Here is a 14,606-nt window from a genome sequence, read left to right as displayed (position 1 = left end):
TCTCGCAACGAACGGAGCGAATCGATGCATCGCCCCTGCGTGTCACGCCTCGCGGCAAATCTCCGGCGTGACTCCACTTGGTGTCGTTAATTTTTGCGAAGATCTGGTGGGGCCTTCAGAAATTAAGACGGCTCCTACAGCTTTCTTGGCGTATACCGTGCGTGCCTCGCATTTGGATTCCGCGATCTTCGACTTCGCGCCACCCGATCATCTGGAACCGCTTGCTCACCCCGGGAGTACAACTGTCTTGCCGATCTCATCAATCATCCCAAGCCACCGCACATCCATGCCGAGTGTTCGCCGCCTTTGGCGTTTGTTGCCATGGCTGGCCTTGTGTCCATCACTCGCGCTCGGCGCAAGGCCCCACGGCGCAGCCAATCTCTGGCTGTTCGAACAACCGGAGCAGGCGGCGCCGCTGTATCGCGCACGCATCGCCGGTAGCGCGACCTATCAGCACTACACGGCCAATGCGACGCTGGCATTCGCCTGCCGTACGGATGGCGGGCGCGTGTCGATGGAACTGGTGATCGACTCCAAGGCGCTAGGCTTTGACACGGATCCTTACGAGGGCCCCGACGCGACGGCGCATGGTCCCATCGTCGTGACGGGGTCGCCGGCGACGCCCGTCAGGCTGACGGTTGGCGGCTGGTATGGCGATGGCGGCGCGTTCAATGTCGGCACGCCGTTCGTGTTCGGCGTGTCCACGGGCGATGTCGGTGCAGTAGCGAAACAGGGGTTTGCAGGCACCGGAACCTTGACGGTCGAGGTACCGGCTGCAAAGGGCGGCGAGATGCTGAAGGCGGCATTTCGCTGGCCGGACGACAGCGCCGTGTTGAAGCGCGTGGTCGCTCCTTGCCTGAGAGCGCCAGCGGCTCGCGATGCATAGTGAACGCCGCGTTGATGCGAAACCAAACGGCAGCTGGATAAGAATCCGCTAGCGGTCGCCGTTCCACGCGAGCAGCCGTTCTAGAATGACGCGCAAGCAGCGGCTTCGGCTCGCCAAACGCACGCCCACCATCAAGGAACCCGGCTGCTGCACGTGTGTCTCAATGCAGCCCTTCAAGGAAATTGAATCGATGACATCTGCCCGCCTGGCTCGTTCGTTATCCATGCTCCTGCTTACAGGTCCGCTCGCGATGGCCGGCACGGCGACTGCGCAGAACGCACCTGCGCCGGCGAGCAGCGCAGCGGGCCAGGTGCAGAACCTCGAGGCGGTGACGGTGAGCGGCATTCAGCCGGGTCCCGGCCTGTGGAAGGTGAGCAAGGGCGATCACGTGATGTGGGTGCTCGGTACGCTGTCGCCACTGCCCGACAAGATTCAATGGAAAACCGACGAGGTCGAGCAGACTATCGCCGAATCGCAGGAAGTGCTGGGTCCGCCGTCGGTATCGCTCAAGCCCAAGACCAACTTCTTCGGCAAACTCTTCCTGCTGCCGTCGCTGGTGGGCGCGCGCAAGAACCCCGATGGACAAAAGCTGCAGCAGATGGTGCCGGCCCCCGACTACGGACGCTGGCTGGTGCTGAAGAAGCAATACATCGGCAACGACAGCGGCATCGAAAACTGGCGTCCCATCTTTGCCGCGGTCGAGCTGTACGACAAGGCGATCAAGCACTACGGGCTCACCTCCTCCGGCGGCGTGAAGGATTCCGTCCGCGACATCGCCAAGAAGCACAATGTCAACTTCGTTACGGCGCGTTATACGGTGATGATCGAGGAGCCGCGCAACGCAGTGAAGACCTTCAAGACCTCACCGATGGACGACCGCGAATGCTTCGGTCGCACGCTCGACACGGTGGAGCGCGATATGGGTCGCATCACCGAACGCGCAAACGCCTGGTCCACCGGCGATATCGACACACTGCGCAAGCTGCCGATGAACGACCAGCGCGAAGCCTGCATCTCGGCCGTGACCGAGGCGGGCTTTGCCAAGCAGCTGGGCTTCAACGACGTGAAGCAGAAGGCCGATGCGCTGTGGATAGGCGCGGCGGAGCAAGCGCTTTCCACGCATACGCAGACTTTCGCCATGCTTCCGATGGAAGAAGTGCTGTCGCCGAAAGGCCTGATCGCCCGTCTCAAGGCCCAGGGCTACCAAGTAGAAGCGCCCGATGGCAGCGATGCGGAAGGCGTGGCGACCCCATCGCCGTAACCGTGGCCGCCCCCTTGTAGGAGCGCACCTTGTGCGCGACCGCTCTTCGCGAAACCCTCAACCGCTCGCCTGATCCAACGCCAAAATCTCATCCTTGCTCAACTGCAAGCTCACGCCACCCATCAATTCCCTCAACTGCGGCACACTGGTCGCGCTCGCGATCGGTGCCGTCACACTTGGCCGCGCAATCAACCACGCCAGGGCCACCTGTGCAGGCGTCGCGCCATGCGCCTTGGCCACCTTGTCAAGCGCGTCGAGCACACGCAGACCGTGCGGATTAAGGAATTTCTGCACGGCACCGCTGCGCGCAGCGCTCTTTGAGAGATCCGCCGCGCTCCGGTACTTGCCGCTCAAGAAACCGCTCGCCAGCGCGTAGTAGTTGATCACGCCGATATTTTCCGAGACCACCAGCGGCTCCAGTTCCTTCTCATAACCGGCACGGCTGACCAGGTTGTATTCCGGCTGCAGCGTTTCGTATCTCGGCAGGCCGTGTTCCGCGGATACTTTCAAGGCCTCGGCAAAACGGTCCGCGACATAATTGGACGCACCGATCACGCGTACCTTGCCTTGCTCGATCAGCTTGCCGAAGGTCTCCAGCGTCTCATGCAGCGGCACCGAGGCATCGTCTTCGTGTGCCTGGTAGAGATCGATGTAGTCGGTCTGCAAGCGCTTGAGCGAACCCTCGACCGCCTGGTTGATATTCATCGGCGACAGGCCAGGATGCTCCGCCCACTTCGCCACCTTGGTCGCGATCACCACCTTCTCGCGCTTGCCGCTGCGCTTGAGCCACTTGCCGATGATGGTTTCCGATTCGCCGCCGTAGTTGCCGGGCACCCATGCCGAGTAGACGTCCGCCGTGTCGACCAGATTGAAGCCCGCGTCGACGAACGCATCGAGCAGATCGAACGAGCGCTGTTCATCCGCGCTCCAGCCAAAGACGTTGCCACCGAAAGCCAGCGGCGCGACGGAAACGGAGGATCGGCCCAGGGGACGCAGTTGCATGGATGTGCTCCGTGTTCGATGTGGGGAAGAAAATCTTGGGGCATACTCGGGTGCCAAGGCCCGCGAGTATACGCGCCGCCTGTGTGATGCCCAGGCGAGCACGATGGCCTAGCGACAGCGAAGGAGGACGGATGAATAGCAAGATGACCGCACTGCGGTGCGCAGTTTTGACGGGTGCAGTTGTGATGGGTTTGTGCACGTGGGCCGGCGCGGCAACGTCGCAAACCGTGACCCGGCCATGGAACGACACCACGCTTTCGCCCGATGCGCGCGCCCAGCTGCTGCTTGCGCAACTCACGCAGGATGAAAAATTCCAGCTGATCCGCAGCTACTACGCCGGGCCCGATCGTCCCGCCACGGCGCCGTTCCCGAAGGGCGCGATTGCATCAGCCGGCTACGTTCCACCCATCGAACGCCTTGGTATCCCCGCACTGGAAGAAAGCGATGCGGGCCTGGGCGTGGCCAGCTCCGATCGCATGCGACCCGGCGATCACGCCACGCCGCTGCCGGCCGGCCCGGTCACGGCGGCGAGCTGGGATCCGCAGGTTGCGTATCGAGGCGGCGCCATGATCGGCAGTGAGGCGCACAACAAGGGCTTCAATGTATTGCTGGCCGGTGGCGTCAATCTGACGCGCGAGCCGCGCAACGGTCGTAATTTCGAGTACGCCGGCGAAGACCCGCTGCTGGCCGGCAGCCTCGTTGCCGAGGCGATCAAGGGCATCCAGGGACAGCACGTCATCTCCACCATCAAGCATTACGCCTTGAATGACCAGGAGACGGCGCGCAACACCATCAATGTGCAGCTTGGCGAGCAGGCCATGCGCGAATCGGACCTGCTGGCGTTCGAGATCGCCATCGAGCGCGGCAAGCCAGCGTCGGTGATGTGTTCGTATAACAAGATCAATGGCGACTGGGCGTGCGAGAACGATTACCTGATGAACCAGGTGCTCAAGCGCGACTGGAAATACCCCGGCTTCGTCATGTCCGACTGGGGTGGCGTGCACAGCGCGGCCAAGTCGGTCAATGCGGGCCTGGATCAGGAATCCGCCGGCGAAGTGTTCGACAAGGAAGTGTATTTCGACGCACCGCTGCGCACGGCGCTGGCCAAGGGCGAAGTAAAACAGTCGCGCATTGACGACATGGTGCAACGCATCTTGCGCAGCATGTTTGCCGTGGGCGTGTTCCAGTATCCGGCTGGCAAGGCGCCCATCGATGCGCAAGCGAACCTGAAGGTGGCGCGCGAGACGCTGGAAGCTGGCGCCGTGCTGTTGCGTAATGAAAACAACCTGCTGCCCCTGGATATCGCCAAGCTGCAGTCCGTCGCGGTGATCGGCGCGCACGCCGACAAGGGCGTGCTGGCCGGCGGTGGGTCCTCGTTGGTCACGGCCATGGGCGGCAATGCCGTACCGGGACTGCCGCCCACGACTTGGCCGGGCCCCGTGATGTATCACCCGTATGCCCCGTTGAAGGCGCTGCGCGATGCAGCCCCCAAGGCCAACGTACAGTTTGCGGAAGGCAACGATGTCGCCGCCGCGGCAGCACTCGCGGCGAAGTCGCAGGTGGCGGTGGTGTTCGTGCAGAAGTGGCAGGCCGAGTCGGTCGATACGCCGGATCTGACGCTGCCGGACAACCAGGACGCCCTGGTCGATGCGGTAGCCAAGGCCAACCCGCGCACTATCGTGGTGCTGGAAAACAGCGGTCCCGTGGCGATGCCCTGGCTCGATCAGGTCGGCGCCGTGCTGGAGACCTGGTATCCCGGCGGCGATGGCGGCAAGGCGATTGCCAATCTGCTGTCGGGCAAGGTCAATCCGTCGGGCCGCTTGCCGGTGAGCTGGCCGCGCGATCTCTCGCAGCTGCCGCGCAAGGAGATCCCTGGCGTCTCGGGCGGCACGCAGCCGGAATCCGTCGACTACGCCATCGAAGGCGCCAACGTCGGCTATCGCTGGTACCAGGCGCGTGGCATCAAGCCGCTGTTCCCATTTGGCTATGGCCTCTCCTACACCAGCTTCCAGCACGGCCCGCTGAAGGTTGATGCGAAGGGCACCCAGCTTGAAGCGACCGTGGACGTCACCAATACGGGCTCGCGCGCCGGCGCCGAGGTAGCGCAGGTCTATGTGCGCGTACCCGGGGCCAAGTCGGCGCGCCTCGCCGGCTACGCTAAGACGTTCCTGAAACCCGGCGAGCACCGCACCCTAAGCATCCCGCTGGAACCGCGGCTGTTGGCCGACTTCGATACCGCCAGGCACGCCTGGGTGATCCGCGGCGGGCAATACGGCGTCGTCGAAGGGCGCTCGTCGGAAGACCTGGGCGCGCCCGTCAACGTGCAGCTGCCCGCGGGCAAGCTCTGAGAGGCTCAGGCACCGGCCTCACGGGGCCGGTGTCGCCAGCTCAACCGCAGCCGCCATGGGCGAGTTTCGAAGGCGCCACGCTCTTGCGGATGGCCGCTATCATGCTTGAAGCAGGCTGGCGCTTGCCCTTGGAGCGCGGTGGGCTCGGCGGCGCTTCGGCCAGGCGACGCGCCAGCTCCAGGTTGGTGATATGGCCATGCATGAACAGCAAATTTGTATAAATCGAGCTCATGACACCCTCCCGTCCGTTTGAGTGAGGCTTGAAGTTAGAACTGCTGCGTGCGACCAAAAAGCGATATATTCGCAAACCAGCCTTGAAGGAATTTCAAGATGGGACGCGTGTCGCTGGATCTGCTCCAACAGTTCGTCCAGGTCGCCCGGCTGGGCAATCTTTCGCGCGCCGCCGAGCAAGCCAACCTCACCGTGAGCGCGCTCAGCCACCAGGTGCGGCAACTGGAGCAACGCCTGGAACGCAAGTTGTTCGAGCGCGGTCCGCGCGGCGTGCAGCTCACGGCAGAAGGCCGCCGCCTGATGGAATCGGTGAGCCATCATTTCGAAGGCATCGACCGCGCCATGGCCGGCTTCCGCTGCCGCCGCGACGACGTGCTCACGCTCAGCGCCATTCCCGGTGTCATGTCCAGCTGGCTGGTGCCACGCCTGGCGCGACTGGTGGCGGCGCATCCCGAACTTCAGCTCAATCTGCAATCGAGCGTGGAGCTCGTCAATTTCGAACGCGATCCCGTAGATGCTGCCGTGCGCTACGGCCGCGGGCCGTGGCCGGGCCTGATCACCGAGCGCCTGTTCGGCGAATGGATTGCGCCGGTGGTGTCGCCCGCACTGATCGAACGCATGGGCGATCTCGATCCCAACGATCTGAGCCAATGGCCGCTGCTTGGCGACCCGGGCGATCGCTGGCGCGACTGGTTTGCCGATGGCGAGAGCGCTTTACCGCGTCGCTACGTGGCCCACTTCGACAATACCGACGCGCTGCAACGCGGTGCGATGGAAGGCATGGGCGTCGCCCTGGGGCGCATGGTGATGGCGCGTCCGCTGATCGAGGCCGGCTTGCTCACCGTGCTGGGCGATCGCTATCAGCAGATTCCCGAGGCGTATTTCCTCGTGTATCCGGAACATGCGAAGGATCACGCGGGGCTGCGTACGTTTCGCGAGTGGTTGCTGTGTGAGGCAGGGAAGTATGCGGAGACGATGTCGTATGCCACGGCCGGAAACGGTTCAACGTGACCCGGAATCTGTGGGAGCGCACCCTGTGCGCGACGACCGTTCGTCAAGGTATCGACGATGCGCCCGTCGCGCACAGGGTGCGCTCCCACAGATGTCCGCCGCGTCGCACGTAGACAGGGCGTACACCAAAGTCGCCCCCTCCCACAGTTCCACATCCGCCCCCAACCCTTCATCATTCACATTCCCCACCACAGCCCTCAAGGATTCAAGCCATGAAATCGCGCGCCGCCGTCGCCTGGGAAGCAGGTAAGCCCCTGTCCATCGAGCAGATCGACGTGGCCGGACCCAAGGCCGGCGAGGTGCTGGTGCGCATCGTGGCTACCGGCGTGTGCCACACCGATGCGTTCACGCTGTCGGGCGCCGATCCGGAAGGCCAGTTCCCGGTGATCCTCGGCCACGAAGGCGGCGGTATCGTGGAAGAAGTGGGCGAGGGCGTCACCTCGCTCAAAGTGGGCGATCACGTGATTCCGCTCTACACGCCCGAATGCGGCGAGTGCAAATTCTGCCTCAGCGGCAAGACCAACCTCTGCCAGAAGATCCGCGTCACCCAGGGCCGCGGTGTGATGCCCGACGGTACGTCGCGTTTCTCGCTCAACGGCAAGCCGCTGCTGCACTACATGGGCACCAGCACCTTCAGCGAATACACCGTGCTGCCGGAAATCTCGCTGGCCAAGATCAACAAGGCCGCGCCGCTGGAAAAGGTCTGCCTGCTCGGCTGCGGCATCACCACCGGTATCGGTGCCGTGCTCAACACGGCCAAGGTGGAGCCGGGTGCCAGCGTGGCGGTATTTGGCCTCGGCGGCATTGGCCTGTCGGTGGTGCAGGGTGCGGTGATGGCGAAAGCCGGTCGCATCGTGGTCGTGGATACCAACCCGGACAAGTTCGAGATGGCACGCGCGTTGGGCGCCACGGATTTCGTCAATCCGAAAGACTATACGGACACCTCGATCCAGCAGGTCATCGTCGACCTCACCGAGGGCGGCGTGGACTATTCGTTCGAGTGCATCGGCAACGTCAACGTGATGCGCTCGGCGCTGGAGTGCTGCCACAAGGGTTGGGGCGAGTCGATCATCATCGGCGTGGCCGGCGCGGGCCAGGAGATCAGCACGCGCCCGTTCCAGCTGGTGACCGGCCGCGTATGGCGCGGTTCGGCCTTCGGTGGCGTGAAGGGCCGCTCGCAGCTGCCGGGTTACGTCGACCGCTACATGGCCGGCGAAATCAAGATCGACGAGATGATCACCAAGGTGTTGCCGCTGGAAGGCATCAATGAAGCCTTCGACCTGATGCATGAGGGCAAGGTGATCCGCTCGGTGATTCATTACTGAGCGACCAGCCTGCGCAGCGGTAACGATGTGACGCTCCAACGTAGCCTCGACGATGAAACACCACCAACGCCGACAGGCCGCGTCCACCCAAAGCAACTCCAGCGAAAGACCGCCTCAAGCTTCCCGTGTTTAGCTAGTTTCACCCAGGGGTGGAGAACCTCCGCTTTTCCACCCTTTGTATACATCATGGCCGGCAAGCTCACGCGCGGTGCTGCGTGCGCCTTTCAGACGTTCAATAGGGGTTTTCAATGAATAGCCGTGTGTTCCTTGGGCTGGCCGCCGTGCTGCTGGCGGCCTGCAGTGGCAATTCCACGCCGGCCAACGCGCAGGCGCAGGACCAGCCAGCCGGCGCCCTGGTGCCGCCCACCAGCGCCACTGACTTCACTGCTTCCCAGCTCGATCAGGTGATCGCGGGCGATTGGCGTACGCAAGACCACAAGGCGCGCGACGTCTATCGCCACCCCAAGGGCACCTTGCAGTTCTTCGGCATCCGCCCGGATCTCACCGTGATCGAAATCACCCCTGGCGGCGGCTGGTATACCGAAATCCTAGCGCCGCTGTTGCGCAGCAACGGCCATTACATCGCCGCCACCTCCAAGCCCGCGGTCGATGGCGAGGCCAGCCGCGACTTGACCGCCCTGAAGGCGAAGTTTGCCGCCGACCCCGCGCACTACGGCAAGGCGCAGCTGGTGGAATTCGACCCCAAGGCGCCCTCGTTCGGCCCGGCCGGTTCGGCCGACATGGTGCTGACCTTCCGCAACGTGCATAACTGGGTGGAAGCCGATACGGCGCCGGCCATGTTCAAGGCGTTCTTTGCCGTGCTTCGTCCCGGCGGCGTGCTGGGCGTGGAAGATCACCGCGCGGCCGACAACGCGAGCCTGGATGCCGTGAAGAACAGCGGCTATCTGCCCACCAACGTGGTGGTCAAGCTCGCCACCGACGCTGGTTTCCGTTTGCAGGAATCGAGCGAGATCAATGCGAACCCGAAGGACACCAAGGACTATCCGAAGGGTGTCTGGACGCTGCCGCCGACGCTGACCCTGGGCGAGCAAGATCGCGCGAAGTATCAGGCCATCGGCGAATCGGACCGCATGACGCTGCGCTTCGTGAAGCCGGACGCAGCGACGCCGACGTCGCACTGAGAGAGCAGCGATCCGTCGTTCGGCGGATCGCTGCGTTTGCTGCATGCTGATTGCGCTCAATAAACCCTATGGCGTGCTCTGCCAGTTCAGTGATGCTGACGGGCGACCGACGCTGGCGGGTTTCGTCAAGCAAAAAGACGTCTATCCGGCCGGACGGCTCGATCACGACAGCGAAGGTCTGCTGCTGCTGACCGACGACGGCCGGCTGGCGCACACGCTGACCGACCCGCGGCACAAGGAACCCAAGACCTACCTCGTCCAGGTCGACGGACAGATTACCGACGAAGCGATCGATGCACTCCGTCGTGGCGTCGTGCTCAACGATGGGCCCACGCTGCCCGCACCCGCGGAACATGCGAATGAGCCTGAGTGGCTATGGCCGCGTGATCCACCGGTGCGCTTTCGCAAGCTGATCCCCACCAGCTGGCTGCGCATCACCTTGCGCGAAGGGCGCAACCGGCAGGTGCGGCGCATGACGGCGGCCGTGGGTTTTCCCACGCTTCGACTCATACGCGAACGCATTGGGCCATATGCGCTGGATGGACTCGCGCCGGGAAGCACGCGCGTTATCGGTTGACGCCGCCCCTGGTGCGCCAGACCCGGGCCCCGCCATGGCGGGGCCTTTGTGCATCAAAGGGACGGCAATCCAAAGAAGGCGCGTGCCGCCGCCGTGCTGTGAGCGGCGGTCTGTTCGGGCGACTCGCCGCGATCCCGCGCAATCTCATCGCAGATATGCCGCAGAAACATCGGTTCATTGCGCCGATGCGATGGCTGCGGCCTGACCGTGCGCGGCAACAGATAGGGCGCATCCGTTTCGATCAGCAGGCGATTGGCCGGAATCTCTTTCACCAGCTCACGCAGATGCGTGCCGCGTCGCTCGTCGCAAATCCAACCGGTGATGCCGATATGGCAATCGAGCGCGAGATAATCACGCAGTGCCTCGCCCGTATCGGTGAAGCAATGTACGACGACCGCCGGAACCTTGTCGCGATAGCGGCGCACCAGCGCGACGAAATCATGGTGCGCATCGCGCTGGTGCAGGAACAGCGGCTTGCCCGCATCGACGGCAATCTGCAGCTGACGCTCGAACACCGCCAGCTGGACATCGCGCGGCGAATAGTTGCGGTTGTAGTCCAGCCCGGTTTCGCCCACCGCACGCACTTCAGGGTGCGTCGCCAGCTCGCGCAGCAGCGCATCGGCGGCGTCGTCATAGTCAATCGCGTGGTGCGGATGCACGCCCGCCGTGGCATAGAGCACGCCAGGGTGAGCCTGGGCCAGCGCCAACGCATGCGTACTGCCGTCGCGTGATGCGCCCGTCACCACCAGCTGGACGACGCCATGGTGCTTTGCACGATCAAGCACGGCGTCAAAGTCATGCCGAAAGGATTCATGGGTGAGGTTGGCGCCGATGTCGACGAGTTGCATGGCCTGGCCACTTCAAGAGAGACGACTATTTTCTCAGAGTTCTTGCGCTTGGAATACGTGGGACGGCGGCGCCGTTGGCAACTGCCGGTGGCTCGACGGCGCATCAGCTAGCTGTCTGGCCGCAATGCATCAGTGCGCGCCAGTATCGGACGATTCCTACTCCTCATGAGACCAATCGCTGTGAGTCGAGCGTGCGGATATCGACAACACACGGCTTGATCGTGTGGGTGCGATGGGCAGCGCCATGGCCGGCATGGCGGGCGCCATTGCCGCTTCACCGAACACCCAGAACCGCGTCAGTGCGGCGGTGGGCGGCTACGGCGGTCAGGGCGCACTGGCCGTGGGTTACTCGTATCGCCTGCCCGGTAACGGCGCCGTGCTGGTCGGCGGTTCCATCGCGGGCGGTGGGGAATCCAGCGGCACGGTGGGCATGAGCTTCGGCTGGTAGTGAGCAGAATGGAGGCAGCCGGCGTTCGAATGACGCCGGCTGCCTGCCTGCGGCTTGAAACGCGGCCAACTGCACCGCGGCGGTTTCGAGCCCGCCGCGACGGCGAGTTCTTGCGAATCGACCTATGAAGCAGGCGCTCCGAAGCGGCGTTCGTCCGCGAGGCCCTTCCTTTCCACGAAACGCGGAACACTGGCCGCGCCGTGCGGTCCCAACCAATGAGCCGAGGTGAGAAACCGTGCTCGCGCGTGTATGGGCGGGTGTGTTAACAATGCGCCTCCGGTGCCGTTGGGGGCGGCAAACGGGTTGGAACCAGTCTTGAAACGGGGTGATGCATGTCGGCAGTCGCAAAGCCGGCGGCCAACGCGGAGGGTGCGGCGACGGAAGGCCGCGAGGTGGCGGTCTGTTCGCTGCTGGTCTCCCGTGGGCGGCTGAAGGAGTCGGATCTCGTACGCGCCCGCCGTCTCCACGAAGAATCGCCCGACGGCACGCTGACGGGCCTGATGGCTCGCCTGGGCCTGGTCTCCGAGCGCGACTTGGCCGAGGCCTGGTCCGAATTGCTCGCCATCCCCCTGCTGGCGGCCCGCGACGCGCCCGATATGCCCCCGGCGGAGCTGGACGTGTCCCCCCGCTTCCTTAAGCAACAGCATGTGGTGCCGGTACGAGTGGACGAGGATGGGCTAGGCCTGGTCGTCTCCGACCCCGCTGATCCGTATCCGTTGCAGGCGATCCAGCTGGCGGCCGGTCGGCCGGTGGCGATGCGCATTGGCTTGCGCTCGGAGATCGACGACCTGATCGAGCGCTATTACGGCACCGGTCGTTCGGCGATGGGCACCATCGTGGAAAACCTGGACGGCAGCGCCGCCGTGGAAGACGACGTGGAGCACCTGCGCGACCTCGCCTCCGAGGCGCCGGTGATCCGCCTGGTCAACCTGATTCTTCAGCGCGCGGTGGAGCAGCGCGCCTCGGACGTGCATATCGAGCCGTTCGAAAATCGCCTGAAGGTGCGCTACCGCATCGACGGTGTGCTGCATGAAGTCGAAGCGCCGCCGTCCAGTTCCACCGCGGCGGTGATTTCGCGCGTGAAGATCATGGCCAAGCTCAACATCGCCGAGCGCCGCCTGCCGCAGGATGGCCGCATCCAGTTGCGCGTGCAGGGCAAGGAGCTGGATCTGCGCGTGTCCACGGTGCCGACCAGTTTTGGCGAGTCGGTGGTGATGCGTATCCTTGATCGCGAATCGGTGGTGTTCGATTTCGCCTCGCTGGGCTTTACCGATAATTTCCAGCAGCGCTTCGTCGATGTGCTGGAGCGGCCGCACGGCATTTTGCTGGTGACCGGTCCCACGGGCTCGGGTAAAACCACCACGCTGTATACCGCGCTGTCGCAGATCAATACGCCGGACGTGAAGATCATCACGGTCGAAGATCCGGTGGAATACCAGATCGAAGGCATCAACCAGATCCAGGTGAAGCCGCAGATCGGGCTGGATTTCGCCGGTGCGCTGCGATCGATCGTGCGCCAGGATCCGGACGTGATCATGATTGGCGAAATGCGCGATCTGGAGACGTGCCGCATTGCGATCCAGTCGGCGCTCACCGGCCATTTGGTGTTGTCGACATTGCACACCAACAGTGCCGCCGGTGGTATCACGCGTCTGCTGGACATGGGTGTAGAGGATTACCTGCTTGGTTCCACCGTCAACGGCATTCTTGCGCAGCGACTGGTGCGCCGCCTCGATCCGGAAACGGCGATTCCCTATGAAGCCCTGCCCGAGGTGATCGAGCAGTTCGAGCTGCACAAGTACACGAATGAACGGCCGATTCGGTTGTGGAAGCCCGGGACAAGCACGAACAATCCCACGGGTTATCGCGGCCGTCGCGCCATCATGGAATTCCTTGTGATGACCGATCCGCTGCGCCGCATGGTGATGCAACGTGCCGATGCGGGCGAGATCGAGAAGCTCGCGCGCAGCGAGGGTATGCGCACCATGTACGAGGATGGCATCGCCAAAGCGGTAGCGGGCGTCACCACCCTTGAGGAGGTGTTGCGTGTTACGCAGGAGGGTTGAGACGTCCAGGCGAGAGCGTGGGGACACCCGTGCGCTCTCTACCCCTCACCGTCATTCCGGCGTAGGCCGGAGGCGCTTGTTCAACAGCGAAGCTGGTCATCCAGTGACTGTGCGTTCGGCTGCTGCGGGGAGGTGGTCGCTCCTGGATTCCGGCCTGCGCCGGAATGACGAATCTGAAGTGTCCTCGCGCGGACGCGTGCGACGTTTTTGTCCTGGCGTCCATCGGGTGGCGCCATGACCCAATTCCGCTACCGCGCCGTCAGCGCCGCCGGCGAAATGCTGCAGGGCCAGATGGAGGCCGCGAGCCTCGACGAGGTGGTGAGCCGCCTGCAGGACCAGGGCCACACACCACTCGATGCGCGCGCCGCCGACAGCGGCGCCGCCAGCGGCGGCATGGCCGGCTGGTTCAAGCGCGGCGCCTTCACCGGCGATCAGCTGGCGCAGTTCACCCACCAATTGGCGACCTTGCTCGGCGCCGGCCAGCCGCTCGATCGCGCGCTCGGCATCCTGATGGATCTGCCCGAAGGCGCCAGCGCCAAGCAACTGATCGAGCGCGTGCGCGACCGCGTGCGTGGCGGCACGCCACTCTCGCAAGCGCTGGACGACGAGCACAGTGTGTTCCCCAAGCTCTACATCAGCCTGGTGCGCGCGGGTGAGGCGGGCGGTTCGCTGGAAGACACGCTGCGTCGCCTCGCCGACTACCTCGAACGCTCGCAGCAGCTGCGCGGCAGCATCATCAACGCGCTGATCTATCCCGCCTTCCTGATGGTTGGCGTGCTCGGCTCGCTGCTGTTGCTGCTCGCGTATGTGGTGCCGCAGTTCGTGCCAATCTTCGACGACATGCAGGTGCCGATTCCGCTGATCACCCAGGTCGTTCTCGCGATCGGCAATACCTTGCAGAGCTGGTGGTGGGCGCTGCTGATCCTGCTCATTCTCGGCGTGCTGATCGCGCGCTCGCGTTTGCGCGATCCGGCGGCAAAGCTGGCCTGGCACACGCGCCTGCTCACCATGAAACTGGTCGGTCCGCTGCTGCTCAAAGTGGAAACGGCACGCATCGCCCGCACCCTCGGCACCTTGCTCAAGAACGGCGTGCCACTGCTGACCTCGCTCGGCATCGCCCGCCAGGTCACCGGCAACAAGGCACTCGATCTGGCGCTGGCGCAGGCCTCCGAGCAGGTGAAGGAAGGCGCCGGTTTGTCGTTTGCGCTCGCCCAATCCCAGCGCTTCCCGCGTCTCGCTTTGCAAATGGTGCAGGTGGGCGAAGAAGCCGGCCAGCTCGACACTATGCTGCTCAAGGTGGCCGACACCTTCGAGCTGGAAAGCCGCCGCGCCATCGACCGCCTGCTGGCGGCGCTGGTGCCCGCGCTCACGATCGTGATGACGGTGATGGTGGCTTTCATCATGGCGGCCATCCTCCTGCCCATGCTCGATCTCACCAGCCATATCCAGTAGTCCCTTTTT

At 64.0% G+C, this 14,606-nt stretch carries 13 protein-coding genes; 10 read left to right on the top strand and 3 right to left on the bottom strand.

From position 1 onward, the window contains the following. Positions 1-67 precede the first annotated feature (67 nt). A complete protein-coding gene (locus AC1DMY_RS17815) occupies positions 68-886 on the top strand; it encodes a nitroreductase family protein (RefSeq protein ID WP_477166205.1) in 819 nt (272 codons plus the stop codon). A gap of 190 nt (positions 887-1,076) precedes the next feature. Then, the gene (locus tag AC1DMY_RS17810; RefSeq protein WP_477166204.1) at positions 1,077-2,147 is read left to right on the top strand and encodes a TraB/GumN family protein; all 1,071 of its coding nucleotides are present in this window, start codon (positions 1,077-1,079) and stop codon (positions 2,145-2,147) included. 57 nt (positions 2,148-2,204) lie between these two features. Here AC1DMY_RS17810 and AC1DMY_RS17805 read toward each other — a convergent pair whose 3' ends face one another. After that, positions 2,205-3,149, bottom strand: coding sequence for an aldo/keto reductase (locus AC1DMY_RS17805; protein WP_477166203.1), 945 nt, complete (start codon positions 3,147-3,149; stop codon positions 2,205-2,207). A gap of 131 nt (positions 3,150-3,280) precedes the next feature. Between AC1DMY_RS17805 and AC1DMY_RS17800 the strand changes: the two genes are divergently transcribed. Next, positions 3,281-5,497 carry a beta-glucosidase gene (locus AC1DMY_RS17800; RefSeq protein ID WP_477166202.1) on the top strand — a complete coding sequence of 739 codons (2,217 nt, stop codon included), beginning with the start codon at positions 3,281-3,283 and terminating at the stop codon, positions 5,495-5,497. Positions 5,498-5,537: 40 nt separating this feature from the next. Here the strand turns inward: AC1DMY_RS17800 and AC1DMY_RS17795 are convergent, their stop codons facing one another. Continuing rightward, positions 5,538-5,729 (bottom strand): hypothetical protein, encoded by a 192-nt coding sequence (locus AC1DMY_RS17795; RefSeq protein WP_477166201.1) that lies wholly within the window; start codon positions 5,727-5,729, stop codon positions 5,538-5,540. Between the two features lie 98 nt (positions 5,730-5,827). Here AC1DMY_RS17795 and AC1DMY_RS17790 point away from each other — a divergent pair, with 98 nt between their 5' ends. The 4 genes from AC1DMY_RS17790 (at position 5,828) to AC1DMY_RS17775 (ending at position 9,783) form a co-directional block, all read left to right on the top strand. Next, positions 5,828-6,739, top strand: a complete 912-nt coding sequence (locus AC1DMY_RS17790; protein WP_477166200.1) for a LysR substrate-binding domain-containing protein — start codon at positions 5,828-5,830, stop codon at positions 6,737-6,739. A 212-nt stretch (positions 6,740-6,951) separates the two neighbouring features. Next, entirely contained in the window at positions 6,952-8,064 is a 1,113-nt protein-coding gene (locus AC1DMY_RS17785; RefSeq protein WP_477166199.1) for an S-(hydroxymethyl)glutathione dehydrogenase/class III alcohol dehydrogenase, read from the top strand. A gap of 248 nt (positions 8,065-8,312) precedes the next feature. Next, the gene (locus AC1DMY_RS17780) at positions 8,313-9,206 is read left to right on the top strand and encodes a class I SAM-dependent methyltransferase (RefSeq protein WP_477166198.1); all 894 of its coding nucleotides are present in this window, start codon (positions 8,313-8,315) and stop codon (positions 9,204-9,206) included. A 43-nt stretch (positions 9,207-9,249) separates the two neighbouring features. Continuing rightward, entirely contained in the window at positions 9,250-9,783 is a 534-nt protein-coding gene (locus AC1DMY_RS17775; protein WP_477166197.1) for a pseudouridine synthase, read from the top strand. 53 nt (positions 9,784-9,836) lie between these two features. Here the strand turns inward: AC1DMY_RS17775 and AC1DMY_RS17770 are convergent, their stop codons facing one another. After that, positions 9,837-10,631 (bottom strand): TatD family hydrolase, encoded by a 795-nt coding sequence (locus AC1DMY_RS17770; RefSeq protein ID WP_477166196.1) that lies wholly within the window; start codon positions 10,629-10,631, stop codon positions 9,837-9,839. Between the two features lie 232 nt (positions 10,632-10,863). On the opposite strand from AC1DMY_RS17770, the gene AC1DMY_RS17765 reads away from it, so the two are divergent. The 3 genes from AC1DMY_RS17765 to gspF all read left to right on the top strand — a co-directional run bounded on the left by AC1DMY_RS17765 (position 10,864) and on the right by gspF (position 14,597). Further along, entirely contained in the window at positions 10,864-11,079 is a 216-nt protein-coding gene (locus tag AC1DMY_RS17765; RefSeq protein WP_477166195.1) for a YadA-like family protein, read from the top strand. Between the two features lie 332 nt (positions 11,080-11,411). Beyond that, the gene (gene gspE, locus AC1DMY_RS17760; protein ID WP_477166194.1) at positions 11,412-13,145 is read left to right on the top strand and encodes a type II secretion system ATPase GspE; all 1,734 of its coding nucleotides are present in this window, start codon (positions 11,412-11,414) and stop codon (positions 13,143-13,145) included. Positions 13,146-13,379: 234 nt separating this feature from the next. Further along, a complete protein-coding gene (gspF, locus tag AC1DMY_RS17755; RefSeq protein WP_477166193.1) occupies positions 13,380-14,597 on the top strand; it encodes a type II secretion system inner membrane protein GspF in 1,218 nt (405 codons plus the stop codon). Positions 14,598-14,606: the final 9 nt, after the last annotated feature.

The organism is Dyella sp. 01L423 (genome assembly GCF_056399945.1).
The sequence above is the reverse complement of the archived record's forward strand: the minus strand, read 5'-3'. Positions and strand labels throughout refer to the sequence as shown.

What these genes read in the sequence shown, in the direction of transcription:
- AC1DMY_RS17775 (WP_477166197.1), top strand. Translation starts at nt 9,250, where the DNA reads ATGCTGATTGCGCTCAATAAACCCTATGGCGTGCTCTGCCAGTTCAGT.
- AC1DMY_RS17810 (WP_477166204.1), top strand. Translation starts at nt 1,077, where the DNA reads ATGACATCTGCCCGCCTGGCTCGTTCGTTATCCATGCTCCTGCTTACA.
- gspE (WP_477166194.1), top strand. Translation starts at nt 11,412, where the DNA reads ATGTCGGCAGTCGCAAAGCCGGCGGCCAACGCGGAGGGTGCGGCGACG.
- AC1DMY_RS17780 (WP_477166198.1), top strand. Translation starts at nt 8,313, where the DNA reads ATGAATAGCCGTGTGTTCCTTGGGCTGGCCGCCGTGCTGCTGGCGGCC.
- AC1DMY_RS17805 (WP_477166203.1), bottom strand. Translation starts at nt 3,149, where the DNA reads ATGCAACTGCGTCCCCTGGGCCGATCCTCCGTTTCCGTCGCGCCGCTG.
- gspF (WP_477166193.1), top strand. Translation starts at nt 13,380, where the DNA reads ATGACCCAATTCCGCTACCGCGCCGTCAGCGCCGCCGGCGAAATGCTG.
- AC1DMY_RS17770 (WP_477166196.1), bottom strand. Translation starts at nt 10,631, where the DNA reads ATGCAACTCGTCGACATCGGCGCCAACCTCACCCATGAATCCTTTCGG.
- AC1DMY_RS17765 (WP_477166195.1), top strand. Translation starts at nt 10,864, where the DNA reads ATGGGCAGCGCCATGGCCGGCATGGCGGGCGCCATTGCCGCTTCACCG.
- AC1DMY_RS17800 (WP_477166202.1), top strand. Translation starts at nt 3,281, where the DNA reads ATGAATAGCAAGATGACCGCACTGCGGTGCGCAGTTTTGACGGGTGCA.
- AC1DMY_RS17790 (WP_477166200.1), top strand. Translation starts at nt 5,828, where the DNA reads ATGGGACGCGTGTCGCTGGATCTGCTCCAACAGTTCGTCCAGGTCGCC.
- AC1DMY_RS17785 (WP_477166199.1), top strand. Translation starts at nt 6,952, where the DNA reads ATGAAATCGCGCGCCGCCGTCGCCTGGGAAGCAGGTAAGCCCCTGTCC.
- AC1DMY_RS17795 (WP_477166201.1), bottom strand. Translation starts at nt 5,729, where the DNA reads ATGAGCTCGATTTATACAAATTTGCTGTTCATGCATGGCCATATCACC.